Genomic DNA, 19,661 nt, shown 5'->3' on the forward strand with positions numbered 1-19,661 from the left:
CCTGTCGGCGGTTTTTGCATATGCGTGCTGCGGATCAATGGCGCGCCGCAATGTGCCCGCCCCACCGTCCTCACAAGGTCCACCGGCACAGAGCCCCCTTTGCGCCGTGAAAGGGCACGCGCCGTCAGGGGACCAAAGAAAAACGGACCGCATCAGGGATGCAGTCCGTGAGATTAGGCAGATAGAAGAGTGGCTTCAGGGGCCGACGACGCCGCATTCCATGCTGCGTGCGGCCAGACGGGCGCAGGCAAGGCTGGCCTGTTGCTGGCTCATGCCGACAAAGGTGGCCTCGTAACCGAGCTTGCGCTTGACCACTTTGCGTAGGGCATCGCCCAAGGTGTCGCTTTCCATCAGCGCCACTTTCAGCATGTCCTGCTGGGCGTGGAATTCGGAATTCTTCAATCCCAGTGTCACGCCCCAGTTCCGCCCGCCCGAGCTGGACGCACGCGCCACGACACGCGGCGTCTCCGAGGCGCTTGCCTGCGGCGGGTTCAGAGCGGCCAGAATCACCGTATCGGATTTCTTGCCCTTGCCCATCATCGCCAGAGTTTCCGGCTGCGGTTTGCTGGTCTGCTGGAAGATAGGACCACCCGGATCGGTGTCGCCCTGTGCGATCTCGCCTGCAAACTGCGCCTCGTCCTCTTCGTCGGCGCTGTCCTGAACGCTGGCCATCTGGACTTCCTCGCCTGCCAGATCCTCGCTCTCGTCGACGGGTTTGGCAGTGGCGAAGCTGCGATTGGGGGCCGAGACCGGACGTGGGCTGGCTTCCAGACCATCGGTCGAAGCCATTGCCACGGCGTCTTCCACGGCCTCCGTGTCCACCGCAGGGGCGGCATTGGCCACGGCCACGGCGGCTGCGATAGCATCCGCATCATGGGTTGCCACACCGGGACGCGATTGCGGGCGCGGGCTGCTTTGCATGGGCGCGCTGGCCACCAGCATACCGGCACTGGGTTGGTTCAGCTCGATCATATCGGGCGCGTTGGGCTTGTTGACGGGGCTGTGGTCCTGAACCCGTTTGAAGCCCAGATCCAGCAGTTCCGCCATTTTCGCATTCCGCTGTGCGGTCGAGGTGCCGCCGAAGATGGTTGCGATGATCCGCTCGTCGCCGCGCTGCGCCGAAGCACAGAGGTTGAAACCCGCAGCCACGGTGTAACCGGTCTTGATGCCGTCCGCGCCTTTATAGGCGTCAAGGAAGCGGCGGTTGGTCGAATAGACGGTCTTCATGCCGGCATCGGCAGAACGGCGCGAGAAGATGTTGTAATATTGCGGGAAATCATAAAACAAATGACGCCCGAGAATGGTCATGTCATGGGCGGTCGACATATGCCCCTTGCGGGTCAGGCCGTTGGCATTGAGAAAGGTCGAATTTTTCATGCCAAGCGATTTGGCGGTGGCGGTCATCCGTGCGGCCCAGTTGGCCTCGTTGCCGCCAAGCGCGTCCCCGATGGCCGAGGCCGCGTCATTCGCCGATTTGATCGCCGCTGCACGGATCAGATAGCGCAGCTTGATTTTCTGACCGGCGCGCAGCCCCAGCCGTGACGGGGGCTGGGAGGCCGCATTTTGCGACACGGTGATTTCGGAATCCAGACTGACCTCACCGGCTTCGATAGCCTGAAAGGCGATGTAGAGCGTCATCATTTTGGTCAATGACGCAGGGTAGAGTCGCGTGTCGGCGTTTTTCTCGTAGAGGACCTCACCAGAGCGCATGTCCATCACATAGGCTGCATAGGGCGCGGCATACACAGCCAACGGCAAAAGCAACAATGTGAAGAACGCGCAAACTCCTGCTCGGATCCAGCGCAAAAGCGTGGTCACGGTTCTTATCCTTATATCTGCCTCGGTGCCCCGGTTTGATTTTAAAGTGGGGCTTATGGAAAGAACGATAACACGCGGAATCGTTTGTGAAAATTGGGAAGTTTCAGTCACCTTTACTGCGGTTTTCTTGCATCACCACATCATGTAGGTGGCATGGCGACAATATGCGCATTATATTGTGCCATTAACCCTTCCTTAACACTCCATTCCCTTACGGCAGTTAATCATTTTTCACGCGCCTGTGAGAGGTTTTTACTCACATTCATTCACGGGCGCGTGATAATGCGGATCGACTCCACCAGATTCGCCATAGAGCCAAGCGTGGTGAGTCGAGGATGGGACTCGGGCGGTTCGGCATGATCCAGCGCCCAGGGCTGTGCACCATCGGGAATGTGGACCGCATGGCCGCCTGCCTGAAGCATCGGCAGGATGTCTGATTTCATTGAATTTCCAACCATCACGCCGTTGGTTGCCCCGCGCCCGTGACGGTTGAAGAGGCGGGTATAGGTTGCGGCGGTTTTCTCCGAAACCACCTCGACCGCCTGAAAATAGGGGCCCAGCCCCGATTGCGCCAATTTGCGTTCCTGATCGAGAAGATCGCCTTTGGTGATCAGGACAAGTTTGTGATCCTGGCTGAGCGTGGCAATCGTGTCTTCGACATGGGGCAGCAATTCGATGGGATGGGCCAGCATCTCGCGCCCTGCCTGCAACAATTCGGCGATCACTGTGGCATCGACGCGGGCCTCGGAAACCTCGATGGCGGTTTCGATCATCGACAATGTAAACCCTTTGACGCCAAAGCCATAGCGCCCGATGTTGCGGCGCTCTGCCGCCAGAAGCCGCGCGTCCAGATGGGGCTTCTCGACAAATTCGCCCATCAATTCGGCAAATCGCTCCTGTGTGAGCCGGAAGAACCTCGCATTTTGCCAAAGCGTGTCATCGGCGTCGAAACCCAGCATTGTCAGCGGCACTATTTACTCCCTATTGTAAGGTCAGAGTTTAACGTTCGAATTGCGAGCAGAGGCAGAAGGGGTTTCCTTCCGCCCCCGTCTTCCTATATTCGCCACGAGACCTGAGATGTTCGGAACCCGGGAAAGCGATGATGACAGGCGACTTCAAGCCCTTCAGCATGATGGCCGATGATGAAAATGGCAATGACGGCGATGCCGGCCTTGCTACGAAAACGCGGCCGAAAACCCGTAAGCCTCCGATGTATAAGGTGATGCTGCTGAATGATGATTACACTCCGATGGAGTTCGTGGTGCATATCCTCGAGCGGTTCTTCGGCCTCAATCATGCGCAGGCCTTCGAGATTATGTTGACCGTGCATAAAAAGGGTCTGGCGGTTGTTGGCGTGTTCTCCTTCGAGATCGCCGAGACCAAGGTTGCGCAGGTCATGGATTTTGCGCGCCGCCATCAGCACCCGCTGCAATGCACGATGGAAAAGGAATGAGCGCGGATCTCCGCGACGCGACCCCATGACACATCCCAGACTTTCGCTGGCGCTGGAACAGGCGCCCCTGCCGGAGGACGGCACGATCCTTGTGATCGGCGCTCTGGCCGAAACCGATCTCTCCGATCTGCCGAAGGACCGGCTGGAGCTGGTACAGGGCTTTGCGCCCGATCACGCGGGGCTATCCGCGCGTGGCTTTGCCGTTAGCCCCGCGCCGCAGTCATCTGACTATGCGGCGGCGGTGATCTTTCTGCCCCGCGCCAAGCAGGAGGCCCGCAACGCTTTGGCACGCCTATGCGATCTGGTGATCGGCGGCGGGATGATCGTGGTGGATGGCGCCAAGAATGACGGTGTGGATTCGGTTCTGAAATCGCTCAAGCCTCTGGTGGCGCCCTCGGCGGCGATTGCCAAGGCGCATGGGAAGGTGTTCCGCTTTGCCGCGCGCCGTGGGGCTCTGGCTGATTGGGTCGTGCAGGCGCAAACCCCTACCGAGGGCTTTGTTACCACCCCCGGCGTGTTCTCGGCGGATAAGGTTGATGCGGGTTCGGCCCTTCTGGCGCAGGCGCTGCCGGGCCGCCTTCCGGCGCGTCTGGCCGATCTGGGCGCGGGCTGGGGCTGGCTGTCGGCGCAGATCCTTGCGCGTGAGGGCGTTGAGACGCTGGATCTGGTCGAGGCCGATTACGCCGCCCTCGACTGCGCCAAGCGCAATATCACCGACCCGCGTGCCAGCTTCCATTGGGAGGATGTCACGGGCTACGAGCCTGCCGCCCGCTATTCCGGTATCATTATGAACCCGCCCTTCCATGTGGGCCATGCGGGGGATCCGAACCTCGGGCAGGCCTTTATCCGCAAAGCGGCCTCTATGTTGTCGCTTTCGGGCAAGCTCTGGATGGTGGCCAACCGCCATCTTCCCTATGAAGACACGCTGCGGCAGGTCTTCCACCATGTCGAGGAAATCGGCGGCAATGCGCAGTTCAAACTGTTCTTCGCGGAAAAGCCCCTGACGAAATCGCAGGTGAGCAAATCGCAGGCCGCAAAGGCCGATACTCAGACCAAACGCGGCCGCTAACCGGCCGCGTCTTTGCTTCAACCACTCCGCAGGAGACTGCATGTCGCTTTCCATTTCCGGCAAGACCGCCATTGTGACGGGCGCGGCCCACGGGATCGGGCTTGCCATTGCGCGCCATTTCGTGGATCGCGGGGCCAATGTGATGTTTGCCGATATCGACGAAAGCCGTCTGAAGGACGAGTTCGCCGATACCGACACATCCGAGGGGCCGGTGCGGACTTTTGCCGGTGATCTGTGCCAGAAGCTGAATGTGGCGAATCTTCTGTCGGCGACCATCGATGCCTTTGATCGGGTGGATATTCTGGTCAATACCAACCGCTGCTTCACGCCCTGCGACCCGCTGGACCCTGACCAGAGCGTGCTGGATGACATGCTGCAGCAGAATATGAAATCCTCGCTGCGGATTTCCCAGCTGACCGCCAAGCGTATGATTGCGCAGGCCGAGAAAGACGGGCGCACCGAGGGCGAGATCGGGTCGATCATCAATATCTCGACGCTGGCCTCGACGCGCTCGCAGCCCGAAACTCTGGCCTATTCCATCGCCTGTGCGGCGCAGGAACAGGCGGTGCGCGGGCTGGCCGTGGCTTTGGCGCCGCATCGCATTCGGGTAAACGGGGTCAGCTTTGCCTCTGTCATGAGCCGCTCTTTGCAGGACGCTCTGAAGGAAAACGCCGAATGGCGCGAAGAGATCATCGAGGGCACGCCCTTGGGCCGGATCGCCGCGCCGAATGAACTGGCCGAGACGGTGCAGTTTCTGGCATCCTCGGGCGCCAGCTTTACCACCGGCCAGATCATCCGCATCGACGGCGGGCGCGGGTTGCTGGATGCGGTGCAGGTTCCGGTTTTCTGATCACTCTTCGGGGTAGGTTGCCTTGCAGGCGGCGATATTCGCGCGCGCCTGCGGCTCGAGCGATTGGATCTTGGCCACCAGCCCGTCACGTTTGCGCGTCTCGGAGGCCGGATCGATCGGCACGCGGCGTTGCAATGTCTCGGTGACCTCTTTCCAGCAATGGACAGGACGGCGGATCTTCTTGCCGTCTTTTGTTTCATGCGTTTCATAGCCGCATATCCCGAAATGCTGGCGCTCGACCTCATAGCTTTCCCACGCATAGCCGCGTGCCAGATTGCCGTTCACCTCTTCCAGAAGCCCGTTCAGCACGCGGATTTCCTTGGTGGAGCGGTTGATGCAGCGCTCCTGCGGGGTGCCGCAGGCGGCCAGCAGGCCAAGGGCGCTCAGGCCAAGCAGGGCGGGGGTGAAAATGCGGGTCATGGGATCCTCCTCCGGCCATCAGCTTAGCTTCTGCCTCTGCGGTCGGCTAGGGGGCTTTGCACCAAACTGCTATTTGCTCCTGCCGCTGCGGCCCGCTAAGACTGCGGGCAGGAAAAGGAGACCCCATGACCGACCAGCCCCTGTTCGAAGACGAAAAAGCCCGCGCCAGCCAGTGGTTTTCCGATTTGCGCGACAAGATCGTGGCCGCGTTCGAAGGGCTGGAGGACAGTCAGGTCACGGGCCCCCATGCCGAAGCGCCCGCAGGCCGTTTCGAGGTCACGCCCACCGTCCGCACAGGCCCCGATGGCGAGGACCACGGCGGCGGCAAGATGAGCGTCATGCGCGGGGGCCGTGTCTTCGAGAAGGTGGGCGTCAATATCTCGACCGTCTGGGGCACATTGGGCGAGCGCGCGCAAAAGGCGATGGCCGCGCGTGGCGTGCCGGGCATGGCGGATGACCCGCGCTTCTGGGCCTCGGGGATCAGCCTTGTGGCGCATATGCAGAACCCGCAAACCCCTGCGGTGCATATGAATACGCGAATGTTCTGGACGCCGGGGGCATGGTGGTTTGGGGGTGGGGCGGATCTGAACCCCTGTATCGAATATGACGAGGACACCGCCGAATTCCACGCGGCACTCAAGGCGGCCTGCGACGGGCATGACGCAAGCTACTACCCGCGGTTCAAGGACTGGGCGGATGAGTATTTCTATATTCCGCACCGCAATCGCGCCCGTGGTGTGGGCGGCATCTTCTATGACGATCTGAACACCGGCGATTGGGCCAAGGATTTCGCCTTTACGCAGGATGTGGGCCGCGCTTTCCTCAAGGCCTTCCTGCCGGTGACCGAAAAACGCCGCAACCAGCCCTGGACCGATGCCGACCGCGAGGCGCAATTTATCCATCGCGGGCTTTATGCCGAATATAATCTGGTCTACGATCGGGGAACGAAGTTCGGTCTGGAAACCGGTCACAATGCCGATGCGGTCTTGATGAGCCTTCCGCCGATAGCCAAATGGGTGTGAGCGCGTAACCAAAGGCGCAGATTCCCCCTATACAGAAGGCCGCAAAGGGCGTATGAGCCGCTCCTTGCGCCGCAGTTGAGTGCGCCCGTTCCATTCCAGACCCGAAAGTCCCCGCCATGAGCATTGATATCGCCATTCACCCCGCGCTTGCCTCCGCGCTGGAGAAGAAAGGCTACGAAACCCTCACCCCCGTGCAAACCGCTGTGGGTGACCCTGCTCTGGCGGAGAAAGACCTTCTGGTATCGGCGCAGACCGGCTCGGGGAAAACCGTGGCCTTCGGTCTGGCGATGTCGGCGCAGCTTCTGGCCGAGGGTGTGCCTACCCGCGCCGATGTGCCGCGTGCCATCGTGATCGCGCCGACGCGCGAGCTGGCGCTGCAGGTGAAACGCGAATTCGAATGGCTCTATGGCGCCGCTGGCATGATCATCGCAGGCGCGGTTGGCGGTATGGACCCGCGCAACGAACGCCGTGCGCTGGAACGCGGGGCGCATATCGTCGTGGGGACGCCGGGCCGTATTTGCGACCACATCCGCCGTGGTGCGCTGGACCTGTCGGAGCTGCAGGTTGCGGTTCTGGACGAGGCCGACGAGATGCTGGATCTGGGCTTCCGCGAGGATCTGGAATTCATTCTGAACGAAGCCCCCGAAGAGCGTCGCACGCTGATGTTCTCGGCCACGGTTTCGCCCGAGATCGAGCGTCTGGCTGGCACCTTCCAGAAGGATGCGCAGCGGATCTCGACCATCGATCGCAAGGCACAGCACAGCGATATCGAGTATCGCGCGCTGGTCGTGGACCGTTCGGATCGCGAGAACGCCATCATCAACCTGCTGCGCTTCTACGAGGCCCGCAACGCGATTGTCTTCTGTGGCACCCGCGCGATGGTGACCCATCTGACGACCAAGCTGCTGAACCGTGGCTTTGCCGTGGTGGCTCTGTCGGGCGAGCTCAGCCAGGAAGAACGTTCGCGCGCGCTGCAGATGATGCGCGATGGCCGTGCCCGCGTCTGTATCGCCACCGATGTGGCCGCACGCGGGATCGACCTTCCGGGTCTGGAACTGGTGATCCATGCCGATCTGCCGCAGAACAAAGAGGCGCTTCTGCACCGGTCTGGCCGGACGGGGCGTGCGGGCTCCAAGGGTGTGTCCGCTCTGGTCGTGCCGATCAACATCAAGGCCAAGGCCGAGCGCCTGTTGAAATTCGCCAACCTCACCGCAGACTGGGCACCCGCGCCCTCGGCCGAGGAAGTGCTGGAGCGGGATCGTGTGCGGATGCTGGAACAGCCGTCGCTGGTCGAGCCCATTCAGGACGACGAGAAAGAGGCGGTTCAGGCGCTGCTCAAACGGTTCGACGCAACCGAACTGGCCGCAGCCGTGGCGCGTGCCTTCATTGCGGGGCGTTCCGCGCCGGAAGATATCACCCCGATCAGCGTGGACGGGCCGAAACCGCGTGCGAAGGTCGAGTTCGAGCGCTCGACCTGGATGCGCCTGTCGATGGGCCGTGACAGCGGCACCGATCCGAAATGGCTCTTGCCGATGCTTTGCCGCGCGGGCGATCTGACCCGCCGTGACATCGGTGCGATCCGTATCATGAACGACCATACCTTCGTGCAGATCCATGCTGATGCGGCCGACCGCTTCCTGCAATCTGTCGGCCCCGAGCGGTCGCTGGAGGATAAATGCGGTGTGGATGTGCTGGACAAAGCCCCCGAGGGTCTTGACCGCCCGAACCCGCGCCCCGCGAAATGGGACCGCAAGCCGGGCGGCCCGCGCCGTGATTTTGGGGACCGTGGTGATCGTGGCGACCGCGAGTTCAAGAAGCCGCATCGCAAGGGTGGTTCTGACGATGGCGCGCCGCGCAAGTCGTGGAAAAGCCGCGACGAAGCGGGCGAAGGGAAAGCGGGCAAGTTCAGCAAGCCCGCCGGCAAGTCCTTCAAAGACAAGCCGAACCCCAAGGATAAGGGCAAGCCGAAAGCCAAATACGGCAAGCCTGGCAAGAAGTAATAAAAGGGCGGCCTCTCGGGGCCGCCTTTTCAGTTTCGGGGTTTGGCACGCAGCGTCGGGTCGGCCTCGCGCGGGTTTTCGGGCCAAGGGTGTTTGGGGTAGCGCCCGCGCATATCCTTGCGCACATCCGCATAGGACCCGTCCCAGAAGCCCGGAATATCCAGCGTCACCTGTATCGGCTTATGGCCGGGCGATAGAAGCGTCACCCGCAGCGGCAGGCGTTTGGGGCCGATGCTGGGATGGGCCGTCACGCCGAACATCTCCTGCAGGCGGATCTCGATGCCGGGATGTTCGCCGCCATAGTCGATGGGCACGCGCCGCCCAAGAGGCGTCTCGAAATGCGCGGGCGCAAGGCGGTCGACCAGTTGTAGCTGTTCCCAATCAAGACGGCCGCGCAGGGCGTCGGTGATATCCATCTTGCGCAGGTCGGTTTCGGTCCGCTTGCCACCCAGATAGGGCAGAAGCCAGTCCTCGGCGCGTTCCATCAGGGAAGCGTCGTCAAAGGCGGGAAGCTCTGCGCCCTCTTGGTGCAGCAGTTGCACACGCGCCTGAAAGCGCCGCGCGGCATCGGTGAAGGGCAGGCCGATCTGGCGGATACCGTCCAGCGCCCCACGGGCAATCGCCTCGCGCGGGGCGTCTTTCCAGATCCGGTCATCCAGCACCAAAGCGCCGAAACGCTCCTGCTTGCGGGCGACCACACGGCCCTCGCGGCGCGACCATTCGCAAAGATCAACCCATTGGATCTTCTCGCTAAACAGCCCGCGGATCTGTGCCTCGGAAATCTGGGTGCCTTGGCGCAGCATGGCCTCGCGCGGGTCGCCATTGGTATCGGTGGCAACGATCAGGCGGGCCGAGCCAAGCGGGTCGCCATCGGCCACCTGCACCCCTTTGCCCCCCGACAGCACATAGCGCGGCTGATCGCCAGAACGGCGTAGCCCCACGCGGTCGGGATAGGCAAGCGCTGCCATCTCGGCGGGCTCTAGTGCTGTGCTATGATCGACCATCTTCGCCAGACGGCGGGCCTCTTGGCGGATACGTTCCACCGTGCCGCGATGGGGCTGCCAAGGATGATCGGCGGCAAAGCCCTTCGGGTCGCGCACCGCCTTCAGGCGCAGGGTCAGATCGGCAGGCGCCCCGCGCAGAGGGTCACGTTCGGCCAGAAGCGCGGCCAGATCGGCGGCACCTTGGCCCGCCTTCAGCAGCATATGGCCAAGGCGCGGATGTAGCGGCAGGCGGGCTAAAGCCTGCCCGTGGGGCGTCAGGCTGATGCCCTCCAGCGCGCCCAGACCTTCCAGCAGGCTCCGCGCCTCGGCCAGCGCAGGCGCGGGAGGCGGCGTCAGAAAGGCCAGATCGCTGCCGTCAGACCCCCATTGCGCCAGCTCCAGCGCAAGGCCCGACAGATCGGCCACCTCGATTTCGGCAGGGGGGAAGGCGGGCAGCGCCCCTTCGGCACCTTTGGTCCAGAGGCGGTAGCAGATGCCCTCGGCCACGCGGCCCGCACGGCCCCGACGCTGTTCGGCCTCGGCGCGGCTGACGGGTTCGGTCACCAGACGCGCCATGCCCGAACCCGCGTCAAAGCGCATCCGGCGGGCGCGGCCCCCGTCGATCACCACGCGCACGTCCTGAATGGTCAGCGAGGTCTCGGCAATCGAGGTCGCCAGCACCAGTTTACGCCCCGTCTTGGCAGGTTCGATCGCGGCACGTTGCGCGGCAAATTCCATTGCGCCAAAGAGCGGGCGGATGGTCACATCGGAGGGGAGACGGCCTGCCAGCAGACCCTCGACACGGCGGATTTCGCCTTCTCCCGGAAGGAAGGCAAGGATACTGCCTGTGGTCTCGGCGGCGGCCTGTTCAATCAGCCCCGCAAGCGCAGGTTCAAAGCGCATCGTCCGGTCTACGGGGCGGTCCAGCCAGCGGGTTTCTACCGGAAAGGCGCGGCCTTCCGACACCACCACCGGCGCATCCTCCAGCATGGCTGCCACCGGACCCGCGTCCAGCGTGGCCGACATCACCACCACCGCCAGATCGTCGCGCAGCGCGCCGCGCACCTCCCAAACCAGGGCCAGCCCCAGATCGGCATTCAGTGAGCGTTCATGGAATTCGTCAAAGATCACACAGCCCACGCCCGAAAGCTCGGGGTCGGATTGGATCATGCGGGTCAGGATGCCCTCGGTGACCACCTCGATACGGGTGGTCTTCGACACCTTCGCCTCGCCACGGATGCGGTAGCCCACGGTCTGGCCTACCGTTTCGCCCAAAGTGTCGGCCATGCGCTCGGCGGCGGCGCGGGCGGCCAGACGGCGGGGTTCAAGCATCAGGATGCGGCCCTCGACCTGATCCATCAGCGCCAGAGGAACCCGCGTGGTTTTGCCCGCCCCGGGCGGCGCCATCAGGACGGCGCGACCCTCGCGGGCGATGGCCTGTTGCAGCTCGGGCAGGACGGTGTCTATCGGCAGGCGGGTCACGGGATCAGCGCCGTTTCAGACGGCCTTCGCCATAGATCGTGTCGGTGGTGATCTCGGTCACTTCCAGCCGCCCGTTGCCCGTCGGGCTATAGGTCAGCGTGAAGGGGAAGACGGATTTCTTGGCCATGTCCGATTTCGAGAACCCCGCAAGGCGGCGGTATTCGCCGGTGCAGACCACGGTATTGCCCTGCTTTTGCGGCGCATTCAGCGTGACCTGACTGCGGCGGGTGCCATCAAAGATCTGCTCGGAGCGGTTGCAGGCCTCATCGGGGGTCACCGAGCGCAGCACCGAATAAAGCGCGGTCAGCGGATCAACCGTGCCATGCTGCCGGGTCGGGTCCAGATCGGTGCTGCGGGGCTTGCGCGGCGGCTCCTGACTGACCGAAATCGGCGTGCCGCGGTTATAGACCATCGTGGAGACGCGGTCGCGGTCGGGGGTGTCGGCTTTTTCGACATAGCGGGTCGGGGTGAAGCGGCTGCCGGTGATATGTCCGCTGGTGGTGGCATCATAGCGCAGCTTGCGCAGGAACCCCAGCAGGCCCGAGGTCTGCAATGTGCCATTGGCCCCGTAGCCGTTATTCTCGACCTTGCCATTGATCAGCAATTCGCCCGCTTTCAGCCCCTTGAGCTGCACATCGAACACGATCTGGTCGCTCTGGTCGGCCCGTGCCATCTGCCCGAAGGCCAGCAGGGCCAGTGTTGTGGCGAGGCCGATTTTGCGCGCAATCCGTGATCTCATGATGGTCCTTTCGTCGTGACGAAATCTGCAGCCCTTTCGGCTATGGGCTGGACATATACCTTTTGCGCGATGCAAGAAACAGAGAGCGTTTCACACATGCTCACATCTTTACGCTTGGTAGCGACGATTGGCCGATGGGAGGAAAGCTATGCGCAATACCGCCGAGGATCTGGCTCAGGGAATTCTTGCGGGTGACAGGCGCGCTTTGGCGCGTGGCATTACCTTGATCGAATCGAACCGTGCCGACCATCGGGCCGAGGCCTTGCGGCTGCTGGATATGCTGGCCGGTCAGGGCGCCGCGCTGCGGGTCGGGCTTTCGGGCACGCCCGGTGTGGGCAAATCGACCTTTATCGAGAGCTTCGGTCTGATGCTGACAGGGCAGGGCAAGAAGGTGGCCGTGCTGGCGGTGGACCCGTCTTCGGCGCGTTCGGGCGGGTCGATCCTTGGCGACAAGACGCGGATGGAGCAGCTCTCGCGCGACCCCAACGCCTTTATCCGCCCCTCGCCGTCGCAGGCGCATCTGGGGGGCGTGGCGCGGCGCACCCGCGAGGCGATCCTGCTGTGCGAGGCGGCGGGCTTCGACCTGATCCTGATCGAGACGGTCGGGGTGGGGCAGTCCGAGACGCTGGTGGCCGATATGGTCGATCTTTTCGTGCTGCTGATGGCCCCTGCGGGGGGCGATGAATTGCAGGGCGTCAAACGCGGCATCATGGAGATGGCCGACATCCTCTTGGTGAATAAGGCGGATGGGGACCTGAAGATGACGGCAATGCGCACGGTGGCCGATTATGCCGGTGCGCTGCGGCTTTTGCGCAAGCGCCCGCAAGATCCCGAAGGCTTTCCCAAGGCGATGGCGGTTTCCGCGCTGGAAGAGGCGGGGCTGGAAAAAGCATGGGACGAGATCTGCGCCTTGGCGCAGTGGCGCAAGGAGGAGGGGTTCTTTGCCAGCCGCCGCGCCGAGCAGGCCCGCCACTGGTTCGAGGCCGAGGTGCGTGAGGGGTTGCTTGCCCGCCTTCGCACCGACCCCGAGATCCGTGCGAAGATGGCCGGATTGGGGGATCAGGTCGCGCAGGGCCGGACCGCGCCTGCGGTGGCGGCCGCCAGTATGCTGGACCTGCTGGGCTGAGATGCGCCCCGGAAGGGCGCATCTTTGCGGTGGGTCAGTTGCCCTGAGACATATGGTTCATGCCGCTATGCGACATTCCCAGCATAGCGTTCTGGCCCTGCATGGCGCTCTGACCATGCATCGCGCTATGATCCATACCGGCTTCGCCCATCGTGACTTGCATATCGACCGTGACGGGATCGGCGTTTTTGAAATCGAGCACGACCTGCACATGATCGCCCTCTTTCAGCGGGGCTTTCAATCCCATGAACATGATATGGTCGCCCCCGCGGGCCAGCGCATGCGTGCCCTGCGCCGGAATGGCGAATCCTTCCGGCACGGCCAGCATCTGCATCATGCCGTCGGCGGCTTCCTTATGGGTATGTAGCTCGGTCCGGTCGGCAATGTCGGAATGCGCCGCAACAAGCTGGTCGGCGGTGTCGGACTGGTTCTCGATGGTCATGAAGGCCGCGCCGGATTTGGCGACGGGGGAAGAGACGCGCATATAGGCGTCATGGATAAGGATGCCATCAGCAAAAGCGGGCAGGCCAAAGGCAAGGGTGGCCGTGGCGGCCAGAAGCATAGAGCGGATCATGGAACTCTCCTGAAAGATCGCGTCGGGTGTCGGTAACAGAAACGGATGTCAGACGACCGAGGCAGGAGGATCGCGCGCTTTGGGAGGAACGGAATGCGTGCCGCGCAGGCGCGCCGTGATCGGGGCAGGGGCGAAACGGTGCATACCCTCGGGGCGGATAAGCGCCGGCGCTGTCGGTACAAGCGATGCCAGAAGCGCCAACGCCATATCCGGACAGATCTTCACATGGCGAATCGGCGTGCCATTGGCGTCGACCGTAACAGTGACCAGCCCCTGACCGCTACAGAGCACGATCTGGCCTGCCGCACGGGTCTGGCCACGTGCTGACGCGAATTCAACGCTGGTCAGCGCGAAGACAGCTGCCAGAAAAAGGATCAGAAAGGGCAGTTGCCGCAGCATTCTCATGGAACGGGTTATAGGATGTGCCAGCCTGCCGGCCAAATGATTTCAATCAACTTGGCCGTGTCGTCGTAATGAAAAACCCCGCGCCTGAGGCACGGGGTTCGGTAATCCGTCAGGATCGCAGGGATCAGGCTGCTGCCTGTGCCTTGACGATGGCCTTTTTGATTTTCAGAGCGTTGACCGACAGGTCTGCGTCTTTTGCTTTGGCAAGGAACGCATCCAGACCGCCACGGTGGTCGACCGAGCGCAGGCCATGAGCCGAGACGCGCAGCTTGAACGACTGACCGAGGGTCTCGGAGATCAGGCTTACATCATTGAGGTTCGGCAGGAAGCGGCGACGCGACTTGTTGTTCGCGTGGCTTACAGTGTTGCCCGTCATCGGGCCTTTGCCGGTTAGTTCGCAAACGCGCGACATGGCATCATCCTTTGTTTCCATATGGGCGAAGATCGCCCGTTTTCGCAACATATGAAGGCGCCGCAAGAGCAGCGCCCAGAATTCTGTCCGCGGGAAATACGAGTAAATGCGGCTCAGGTCAAGCGATTCATCGCTGAATACGCCGCCTCCCCTGCAGGTTTTTGCGCAGTTTGCCTATGCCAGCAGCTTGTCCACCCAGTCTGGCACAAGTTCTGTGGCAGGACCATGACGGGATTCGTCAAAACGTGACGTCCCCGAAGAGGGGTCAAGGTTCAGTTCCAGCGTGGCCACTCCGGCCCGCGAAGCATCCTGTACGAACCCCGCCGCCGGATAGACATTGCCCGAGGTCCCGATCGAGACGAACAGGTCCGCGGCGCGCAGGGCCGTCCAGATTTCGTCCATGCGGTAGGGCATCTCGCCGAACCAGACGATATCGGGGCGGGTCGCGCGCTGGCCGCATTCGGGGCAGGGGGTGCTGGCCTGCATCACCTCGGGCGCGGGCCAGCGTGCGCCGCAGGCATGGCACAGCGCGCCATACAGGCTGCCATGCATATGGATGACATTTTGCGAACCGCCTCTTTCATGCAGGTCATCCACATTCTGCGTGACAATCAGCACCTCATAGCGCGGGTCGGCCGCAAGTCTGGCCAGCGCGATATGGGCGGCATTGGGCTGGGCGGCACTGGAGGCCGCGCGGCGCATGTTATAGAATTCATGCACCAGCTCCGGGTCGGCCTCGAACCCTTCCGGCGTGGCCACATCCTCGATCCGGTGATCTTCCCATAGCCCGTCCGACGCGCGGAAGGTGCGGATGCCGCTTTCGGCGGAAATACCGGCACCGGTGAGAATCACGATCTTCTGTACGGGCTTGGCCATAGTATTCTCCTGCTTTAGGGTCCTCCTATGCGTATCCTGTTTCTCTGCTTAGGCAATATCTGCCGCTCCCCTGCCGCCGAAGGCGTGTTTCGCGATATGGCGCGGGAGGCGGGTCTGGCGGTGGTCACCGATTCGGCGGGCACCGGTGGCTGGCATGTGGGCGAACCGCCCTATGGCCCGATGCAAGCTGCGGCACGGGCGTGTGGCTATGATCTGTCGGATTTGCGCGCCCGCCAGTTGCAGGCTGCGGATTTTACCCGATTCGATCTGATTCTGGCGATGGACCGGCAAAATCTGGCGGATGCCCGCGCTTTGGCACCGCGCTCTGGCGGGGCGGAGCTGCGGCTGTTCCTGCCGGAGGATCTGGCCGCGGGCGAGGTGCCGGACCCCTATTATACCCGTGATTTCGACGGGGTCCTGCACCTGATCGAGGCGGGGTCCCGGCATGTGATAGAGCGTCTTCAGGCGCGGGGCTGAGACGAAAACGGGCCGGAAAACCGGCCCGATCCATATGCAGAGCGATGCAGCTTAGCCGCAATAGCCCTCTGCCGCAGAAACGAAATTCTTGTAGCGCGCCCAGAAGTCCGTATCGGAGGGGCGGCTGGAGGTGCGGACCTCCTGGGCTTTGTCGGGGTCGGTGAAAAACTTGGCGGCGCGGCGTTGGTCGCTATTGCTGAGCGTGATGTCCGCGACATTCTGGATGCAGCTGCACAGCTCGGAATTCGAGGTGCGTCCGCCTTGCTGGCAGGCGCGGTCCAGCGGGCCGGCCTTGGCGATGGAGCCCATGCACAGGCTAAGGGTGAACGCAGTGGCTGCGATCCGGATGACGTTTTTCATGCTCTGCCTCGATGTTTTTGGGTCGATTTTATGGGCGCTGCTCGCACATCTTTAATTTGCCAAGATAGTTAACAAAATATGAATGACATCTCAAAGCTCGCATGTGCCGCTCGCCGGAACGTGAAGTCTTATTCGATGATTTCTGCCGGATAGCCCGCGCCTTTCAGGGCTGCCAGAACGGTCTCGGGGGGCAGGCCGGTGACTTCGACCTCTTTGTCTTCCAGAAAGACGTCCGCCTTGCCGCCAACCTCTTCGATGGCGCTTTCGACAGCCGCTTTGCAATGGTTGCAGGTCATAGTGGGCACGGACAGGATCATGGCGGTCTCCTTGGGATGATACCTGCCTTAACTTGCGCGGCCTTCGCGAAAGGTCAATGGATTCGCATGAATTGGCCCCGTGACATGCGCGGAAGGCTTGCCAAACCCTTTTCCACAGGCCATAGCGGGTCATTCTCGGGTAGCTTAGGGCCTGCCCTGTGAATTTCTCTTCCCGCAACGTCGAAACCTATATATATCGCGCGCCATGACCGATCTCGACCGTATTCGCAATTTCTCCATCGTGGCGCATATCGACCACGGTAAATCCACTCTCGCCGACCGGCTCATCCAGATGACCGGGACGGTGGCCGAACGTGACATGAAGGCGCAGCTTCTTGATGCGATGGATATCGAGCGCGAGCGCGGTATTACGATCAAGGCGAACTCTGTCCGGATCGAATATCCGGCGAAGGATGGCAAAACCTACATCCTGAACCTGATCGACACCCCCGGCCACGTCGACTTCGCCTATGAGGTCTCGCGCTCCATGCAGGCCGTTGAGGGCTCGCTTCTGGTGGTCGATGCCTCGCAGGGCGTCGAGGCGCAGACGCTGGCCAACGTCTATCAGGCCATTGATGCCGACCATGAAATTGTGCCGGTCCTCAACAAGATCGACCTTCCCGCCGCCGATCCGGAACGGGTGAAGGAAAACATCGAAGACGTGATCGGCATCGATGCGTCGGATGCCGTGGAAATCTCGGCCAAGACCGGCCTTGGTATCCCCGATGTGCTGGAAGCCATTGTCCACCGTCTGCCCGCGCCCAAGGGCGAGCGGGACGCACCGCTGAAGGCCATGCTGGTCGATAGCTGGTATGACAGCTATCTGGGCGTTGTCGTTCTGATCCGCGTCATGGATGGCGTGATCAAGAAGGGCGACCAGATCAAGATGATGAAGACGGGCGCCACCTATAAGCTGGACCGCCTGTCCGTGCTCAAACCGCAGATGGTCGATATTGCCGAGCTGGGTCCGGGCGAGATCGGGGTGTTTACCGCCTCGATCAAGCAGGTGCGCGACACCAAGGTGGGCGATACGATCACCCATGACAAAAAGCCCTGTGCGCAACCGCTTCCGGGCTTCAAACCGTCGATTCCGGTGGTGTTCTGTGGTCTGTTCCCCGTTGATGCTGCCGATTTCGAGGCCTTGCGTGACGCGATCGAAAAGCTTCAGCTGAACGACGCGTCCTTCAGTGCCGAGATGGAGACCTCGGCGGCGCTTGGGTTCGGCTTCCGGTGTGGCTTCCTTGGTCTTTTGCACCTCGAGGTGATCCGCGACCGTCTGGAACGCGAATATGATCTGGACCTGATCACAACGGCGCCCTCGGTGGTGTTCAAGCTGCATATGAAGGATGGCGAGGTCATCGACCTGCATAACCCCGCGGATATGCCGGATCTGACCTATGTCGACCATATCGAAGAGCCGCGTATCAAGGCCACGATCATGGTGCCCGACGAATATCTGGGCGATGTGCTCAAGCTGTGTCAGGACCGTCGCGGGATCCAAATGGACCTGACCTATGCGGGCTCGCGCGCGATGGCGGTTTATGACCTGCCGCTGTCCGAGGTGGTCTTCGACTTTTATGACCGTCTGAAATCGGTGACCAAAGGCTATGCGTCCTTCGATTATCAGCTGATCGGCTATCGTGAGGATTTCCTTGTGAAAATGTCGATCCTCGTGAATGACGAGCCGGTGGATGCGCTGGCGATCATGGTCCATCGCGACCGCGCCGAGGCCCGTGGCCGTGCCATGTGCGAAAAGCTGAAGGACCTGATCCCGCGGCATATGTTCAAGATTCCGATTCAGGCCGCGATCGGTGCCCGCGTGATCGCGCGCGAGACCCTTTCGGCCATGCGCAAGGACGTGACCGCCAAATGTTATGGCGGGGACGCGACGCGGAAGAAGAAGCTGCTTGAAAAGCAGAAAGCCGGTAAGAAGAAGATGCGGCAGTTCGGCAAGGTCGAAATCCCGCAATCGGCCTTTATCGCCGCGCTCAAAATGGATGATTGACATCGCCGCCCCCTCGGGGGCGGTTTTGTTTTACAGGCCCAGATAATCGGCAAGCATTCGGCCCTCATGCGCGGTGAGACAGGGGCGGGCAAGCGCGGGCGGCGAGGCGGCAAGCTCTGGGAAAAGCTGCAGGAAAGCGCGACGCTGTGGCTGTTGCAGACTGGCCAGTCCGGCTTGACCGGGGTGGAAGCTTTCGGACGGAATGCCATTGGCCGAGATGATTTCGTGGGTGTCGAAGAGCAGATGGAAATAATCGACCATCCCGCCTTGCCGGATATAGATCGTGCGGTCGTTCTGGAGATCGCTTGCGCAGACAAGCACCTCGTCCTCGTCAAACAGACATTCGGCCTGCCAGCCGCGCATCAGCATCCGGTGCTGTTGCGACACCTCAAGCGGCTGCGTGTTGCCAAGTGTCCCTGCGGCAAAACGGATGGGCGCAAAACGGTCTTTCGCCTCGACACGGCGATGCCCGATCCAGAGGATCGGTTGCGGCCCGTGATCGGCGGTCTGCACGAAATCCCCCTTTTGGAGCGTTTCAACAGGGCGCGGCCCGTAGAGTGTGTCGATCAGTGTGCCCGCCCCGAAACATAGGGGAAACCGCAATGCATTCTGGTTGCTGAGGGTAAATTGCAACCGCGCGTTTGCCAGGATCAGGCGTCGGAGTGCCGCAATACCGAGGCCGCATAGACCCGCATCGGTACAAGCGGCTTCGAGGAGCGCGGCAAGCAGCGTTTCGGGACCAGCGTCCGGATAGCAGACATAGCTGGTGCCCGCCACGTCCCATGCGCTGACATCGACAGGCGTTCCGGTCGTCAGGCGGTAGCCTTGCAATGTGATGAGGGCCGTGGCCGTGCCGCTACCGACATAGCGGGGCGTATTCCCGCACCATTGCCGATGGGCATGATCGTCTTGATCCGTGCCGATGGCCCCCATCCCGAACGGGAGGCCGCCTGTGCTTTCGGTCCGGAAACTGCGTGCTCTTGGGGCGGCCTCGGGGGCAAGCAAACCGCCCGTATAGGATTGGACCAGTCCGAAATCTTGCCGGTGCAATGTCATAGGGAAACTCCGAAGACGTGTCTGATCAACAGGGCACTGGCTATCGGGCAATGAGGTAGAACAACGGGACAAAAGCGATACGGAAACTGCCACCGAGCGACAAAAGCCGCAAGGTTGACCATAAGGGCGGTGGCGGAAGGTGAGTCTTTTGTTGAAATCCTACCTTATCAAAAAATCTATGAATTGAAACGTTTGACAACCCACGCTTCGCGAAATG

Annotated in this window: 20 protein-coding genes; 8 read left to right on the forward strand and 12 right to left on the reverse strand. The window is 61.9% G+C overall.

What is annotated here, in order from left to right:
• Positions 1-195: 195 nt before the first annotated feature.
• Both WDB88_RS04370 and WDB88_RS04375 read right to left on the reverse strand, forming a co-directional pair.
• Positions 196-1,818: a D-alanyl-D-alanine carboxypeptidase family protein gene (locus WDB88_RS04370; RefSeq protein ID WP_339108986.1), complete on the reverse strand. Its 1,623-nt coding sequence runs from the start codon at positions 1,816-1,818 to the stop codon at positions 196-198.
• 266 nt (positions 1,819-2,084) lie between these two features.
• Positions 2,085-2,777, reverse strand: a complete 693-nt coding sequence (locus tag WDB88_RS04375) for an HAD family hydrolase (protein WP_339109468.1) — start codon at positions 2,775-2,777, stop codon at positions 2,085-2,087.
• 170 nt (positions 2,778-2,947) lie between these two features.
• Between WDB88_RS04375 and clpS the strand changes: the two genes are divergently transcribed.
• Genes clpS through WDB88_RS04390 form a run of 3 tightly spaced genes read left to right on the forward strand, consistent with a single transcriptional unit; the run spans position 2,948 to position 5,190 of the window.
• Positions 2,948-3,271, forward strand: coding sequence for an ATP-dependent Clp protease adapter ClpS (gene clpS / locus WDB88_RS04380; protein ID WP_339109469.1), 324 nt, complete (start codon positions 2,948-2,950; stop codon positions 3,269-3,271).
• 25 nt (positions 3,272-3,296) lie between these two features.
• Positions 3,297-4,340: a class I SAM-dependent methyltransferase gene (locus WDB88_RS04385; protein WP_339108987.1), complete on the forward strand. Its 1,044-nt coding sequence runs from the start codon at positions 3,297-3,299 to the stop codon at positions 4,338-4,340.
• Positions 4,341-4,380: 40 nt separating this feature from the next.
• On the forward strand, positions 4,381-5,190 hold the full coding sequence (locus WDB88_RS04390) for an SDR family oxidoreductase (protein ID WP_339108988.1): 810 nt from the start codon (positions 4,381-4,383) through the stop codon (positions 5,188-5,190).
• Here WDB88_RS04390 and WDB88_RS04395 read toward each other — a convergent pair whose 3' ends face one another.
• Positions 5,191-5,610: a hypothetical protein gene (locus WDB88_RS04395; RefSeq protein WP_339108989.1), complete on the reverse strand. Its 420-nt coding sequence runs from the start codon at positions 5,608-5,610 to the stop codon at positions 5,191-5,193.
• 125 nt (positions 5,611-5,735) lie between these two features.
• Here WDB88_RS04395 and hemF point away from each other — a divergent pair, with 125 nt between their 5' ends.
• Positions 5,736-6,632, forward strand: a complete 897-nt coding sequence (gene hemF / locus WDB88_RS04400) for an oxygen-dependent coproporphyrinogen oxidase (protein WP_339108990.1) — start codon at positions 5,736-5,738, stop codon at positions 6,630-6,632.
• A gap of 116 nt (positions 6,633-6,748) precedes the next feature.
• Positions 6,749-8,632 carry a DEAD/DEAH box helicase gene (locus tag WDB88_RS04405; protein ID WP_339108991.1) on the forward strand — a complete coding sequence of 628 codons (1,884 nt, stop codon included), beginning with the start codon at positions 6,749-6,751 and terminating at the stop codon, positions 8,630-8,632.
• A gap of 29 nt (positions 8,633-8,661) precedes the next feature.
• Here WDB88_RS04405 and hrpB read toward each other — a convergent pair whose 3' ends face one another.
• The gene (gene hrpB, locus WDB88_RS04410) at positions 8,662-11,097 is read right to left on the reverse strand and encodes an ATP-dependent helicase HrpB (protein ID WP_339108992.1); all 2,436 of its coding nucleotides are present in this window, start codon (positions 11,095-11,097) and stop codon (positions 8,662-8,664) included.
• 4 nt (positions 11,098-11,101) lie between these two features.
• A complete protein-coding gene (locus tag WDB88_RS04415; RefSeq protein ID WP_339108993.1) occupies positions 11,102-11,836 on the reverse strand; it encodes a DUF3108 domain-containing protein in 735 nt (244 codons plus the stop codon).
• Positions 11,837-11,984: 148 nt separating this feature from the next.
• Here WDB88_RS04415 and meaB point away from each other — a divergent pair, with 148 nt between their 5' ends.
• Positions 11,985-12,962, forward strand: coding sequence for a methylmalonyl Co-A mutase-associated GTPase MeaB (gene meaB / locus WDB88_RS04420; protein ID WP_339108994.1), 978 nt, complete (start codon positions 11,985-11,987; stop codon positions 12,960-12,962).
• A 34-nt stretch (positions 12,963-12,996) separates the two neighbouring features.
• Here the strand turns inward: meaB and WDB88_RS04425 are convergent, their stop codons facing one another.
• The 4 genes from WDB88_RS04425 to WDB88_RS04440 form a co-directional block, all read right to left on the reverse strand.
• Positions 12,997-13,536, reverse strand: coding sequence for a copper chaperone PCu(A)C (locus tag WDB88_RS04425; RefSeq protein ID WP_339108995.1), 540 nt, complete (start codon positions 13,534-13,536; stop codon positions 12,997-12,999).
• Positions 13,537-13,584: 48 nt separating this feature from the next.
• A complete protein-coding gene (locus tag WDB88_RS04430) occupies positions 13,585-13,935 on the reverse strand; it encodes a hypothetical protein (protein ID WP_339108996.1) in 351 nt (116 codons plus the stop codon).
• Between the two features lie 130 nt (positions 13,936-14,065).
• On the reverse strand, positions 14,066-14,353 hold the full coding sequence (gene rpmB, locus WDB88_RS04435; RefSeq protein ID WP_339108997.1) for a 50S ribosomal protein L28: 288 nt from the start codon (positions 14,351-14,353) through the stop codon (positions 14,066-14,068).
• 174 nt (positions 14,354-14,527) lie between these two features.
• Positions 14,528-15,229: an NAD-dependent deacylase gene (locus tag WDB88_RS04440; protein ID WP_339108998.1), complete on the reverse strand. Its 702-nt coding sequence runs from the start codon at positions 15,227-15,229 to the stop codon at positions 14,528-14,530.
• A 27-nt stretch (positions 15,230-15,256) separates the two neighbouring features.
• Here WDB88_RS04440 and WDB88_RS04445 point away from each other — a divergent pair, with 27 nt between their 5' ends.
• Positions 15,257-15,706 (forward strand): low molecular weight protein-tyrosine-phosphatase, encoded by a 450-nt coding sequence (locus WDB88_RS04445; RefSeq protein ID WP_339108999.1) that lies wholly within the window; start codon positions 15,257-15,259, stop codon positions 15,704-15,706.
• Positions 15,707-15,757: 51 nt separating this feature from the next.
• On the opposite strand, the gene WDB88_RS04450 is transcribed toward WDB88_RS04445, so the two are convergent.
• Positions 15,758-16,066 carry a hypothetical protein gene (locus WDB88_RS04450; RefSeq protein WP_339109000.1) on the reverse strand — a complete coding sequence of 103 codons (309 nt, stop codon included), beginning with the start codon at positions 16,064-16,066 and terminating at the stop codon, positions 15,758-15,760.
• Between the two features lie 128 nt (positions 16,067-16,194).
• Positions 16,195-16,383: a heavy-metal-associated domain-containing protein gene (locus WDB88_RS04455; RefSeq protein ID WP_339109001.1), complete on the reverse strand. Its 189-nt coding sequence runs from the start codon at positions 16,381-16,383 to the stop codon at positions 16,195-16,197.
• A 205-nt stretch (positions 16,384-16,588) separates the two neighbouring features.
• Between WDB88_RS04455 and lepA the strand changes: the two genes are divergently transcribed.
• The gene (gene lepA / locus WDB88_RS04460) at positions 16,589-18,388 is read left to right on the forward strand and encodes a translation elongation factor 4 (RefSeq protein WP_339109002.1); all 1,800 of its coding nucleotides are present in this window, start codon (positions 16,589-16,591) and stop codon (positions 18,386-18,388) included.
• Between the two features lie 30 nt (positions 18,389-18,418).
• Here lepA and WDB88_RS04465 read toward each other — a convergent pair whose 3' ends face one another.
• Complete coding sequence (locus WDB88_RS04465; protein WP_339109003.1) at positions 18,419-19,444, reverse strand: Hint domain-containing protein; 1,026 nt, start codon at positions 19,442-19,444, stop codon at positions 18,419-18,421.
• Between the last annotated feature and the right edge of the window lie 217 nt (positions 19,445-19,661).

The organism is Thioclava sp. GXIMD4216 (genome assembly GCF_037949285.1).
Lineage (GTDB): Bacteria > Pseudomonadota > Alphaproteobacteria > Rhodobacterales > Rhodobacteraceae > Thioclava > Thioclava litoralis.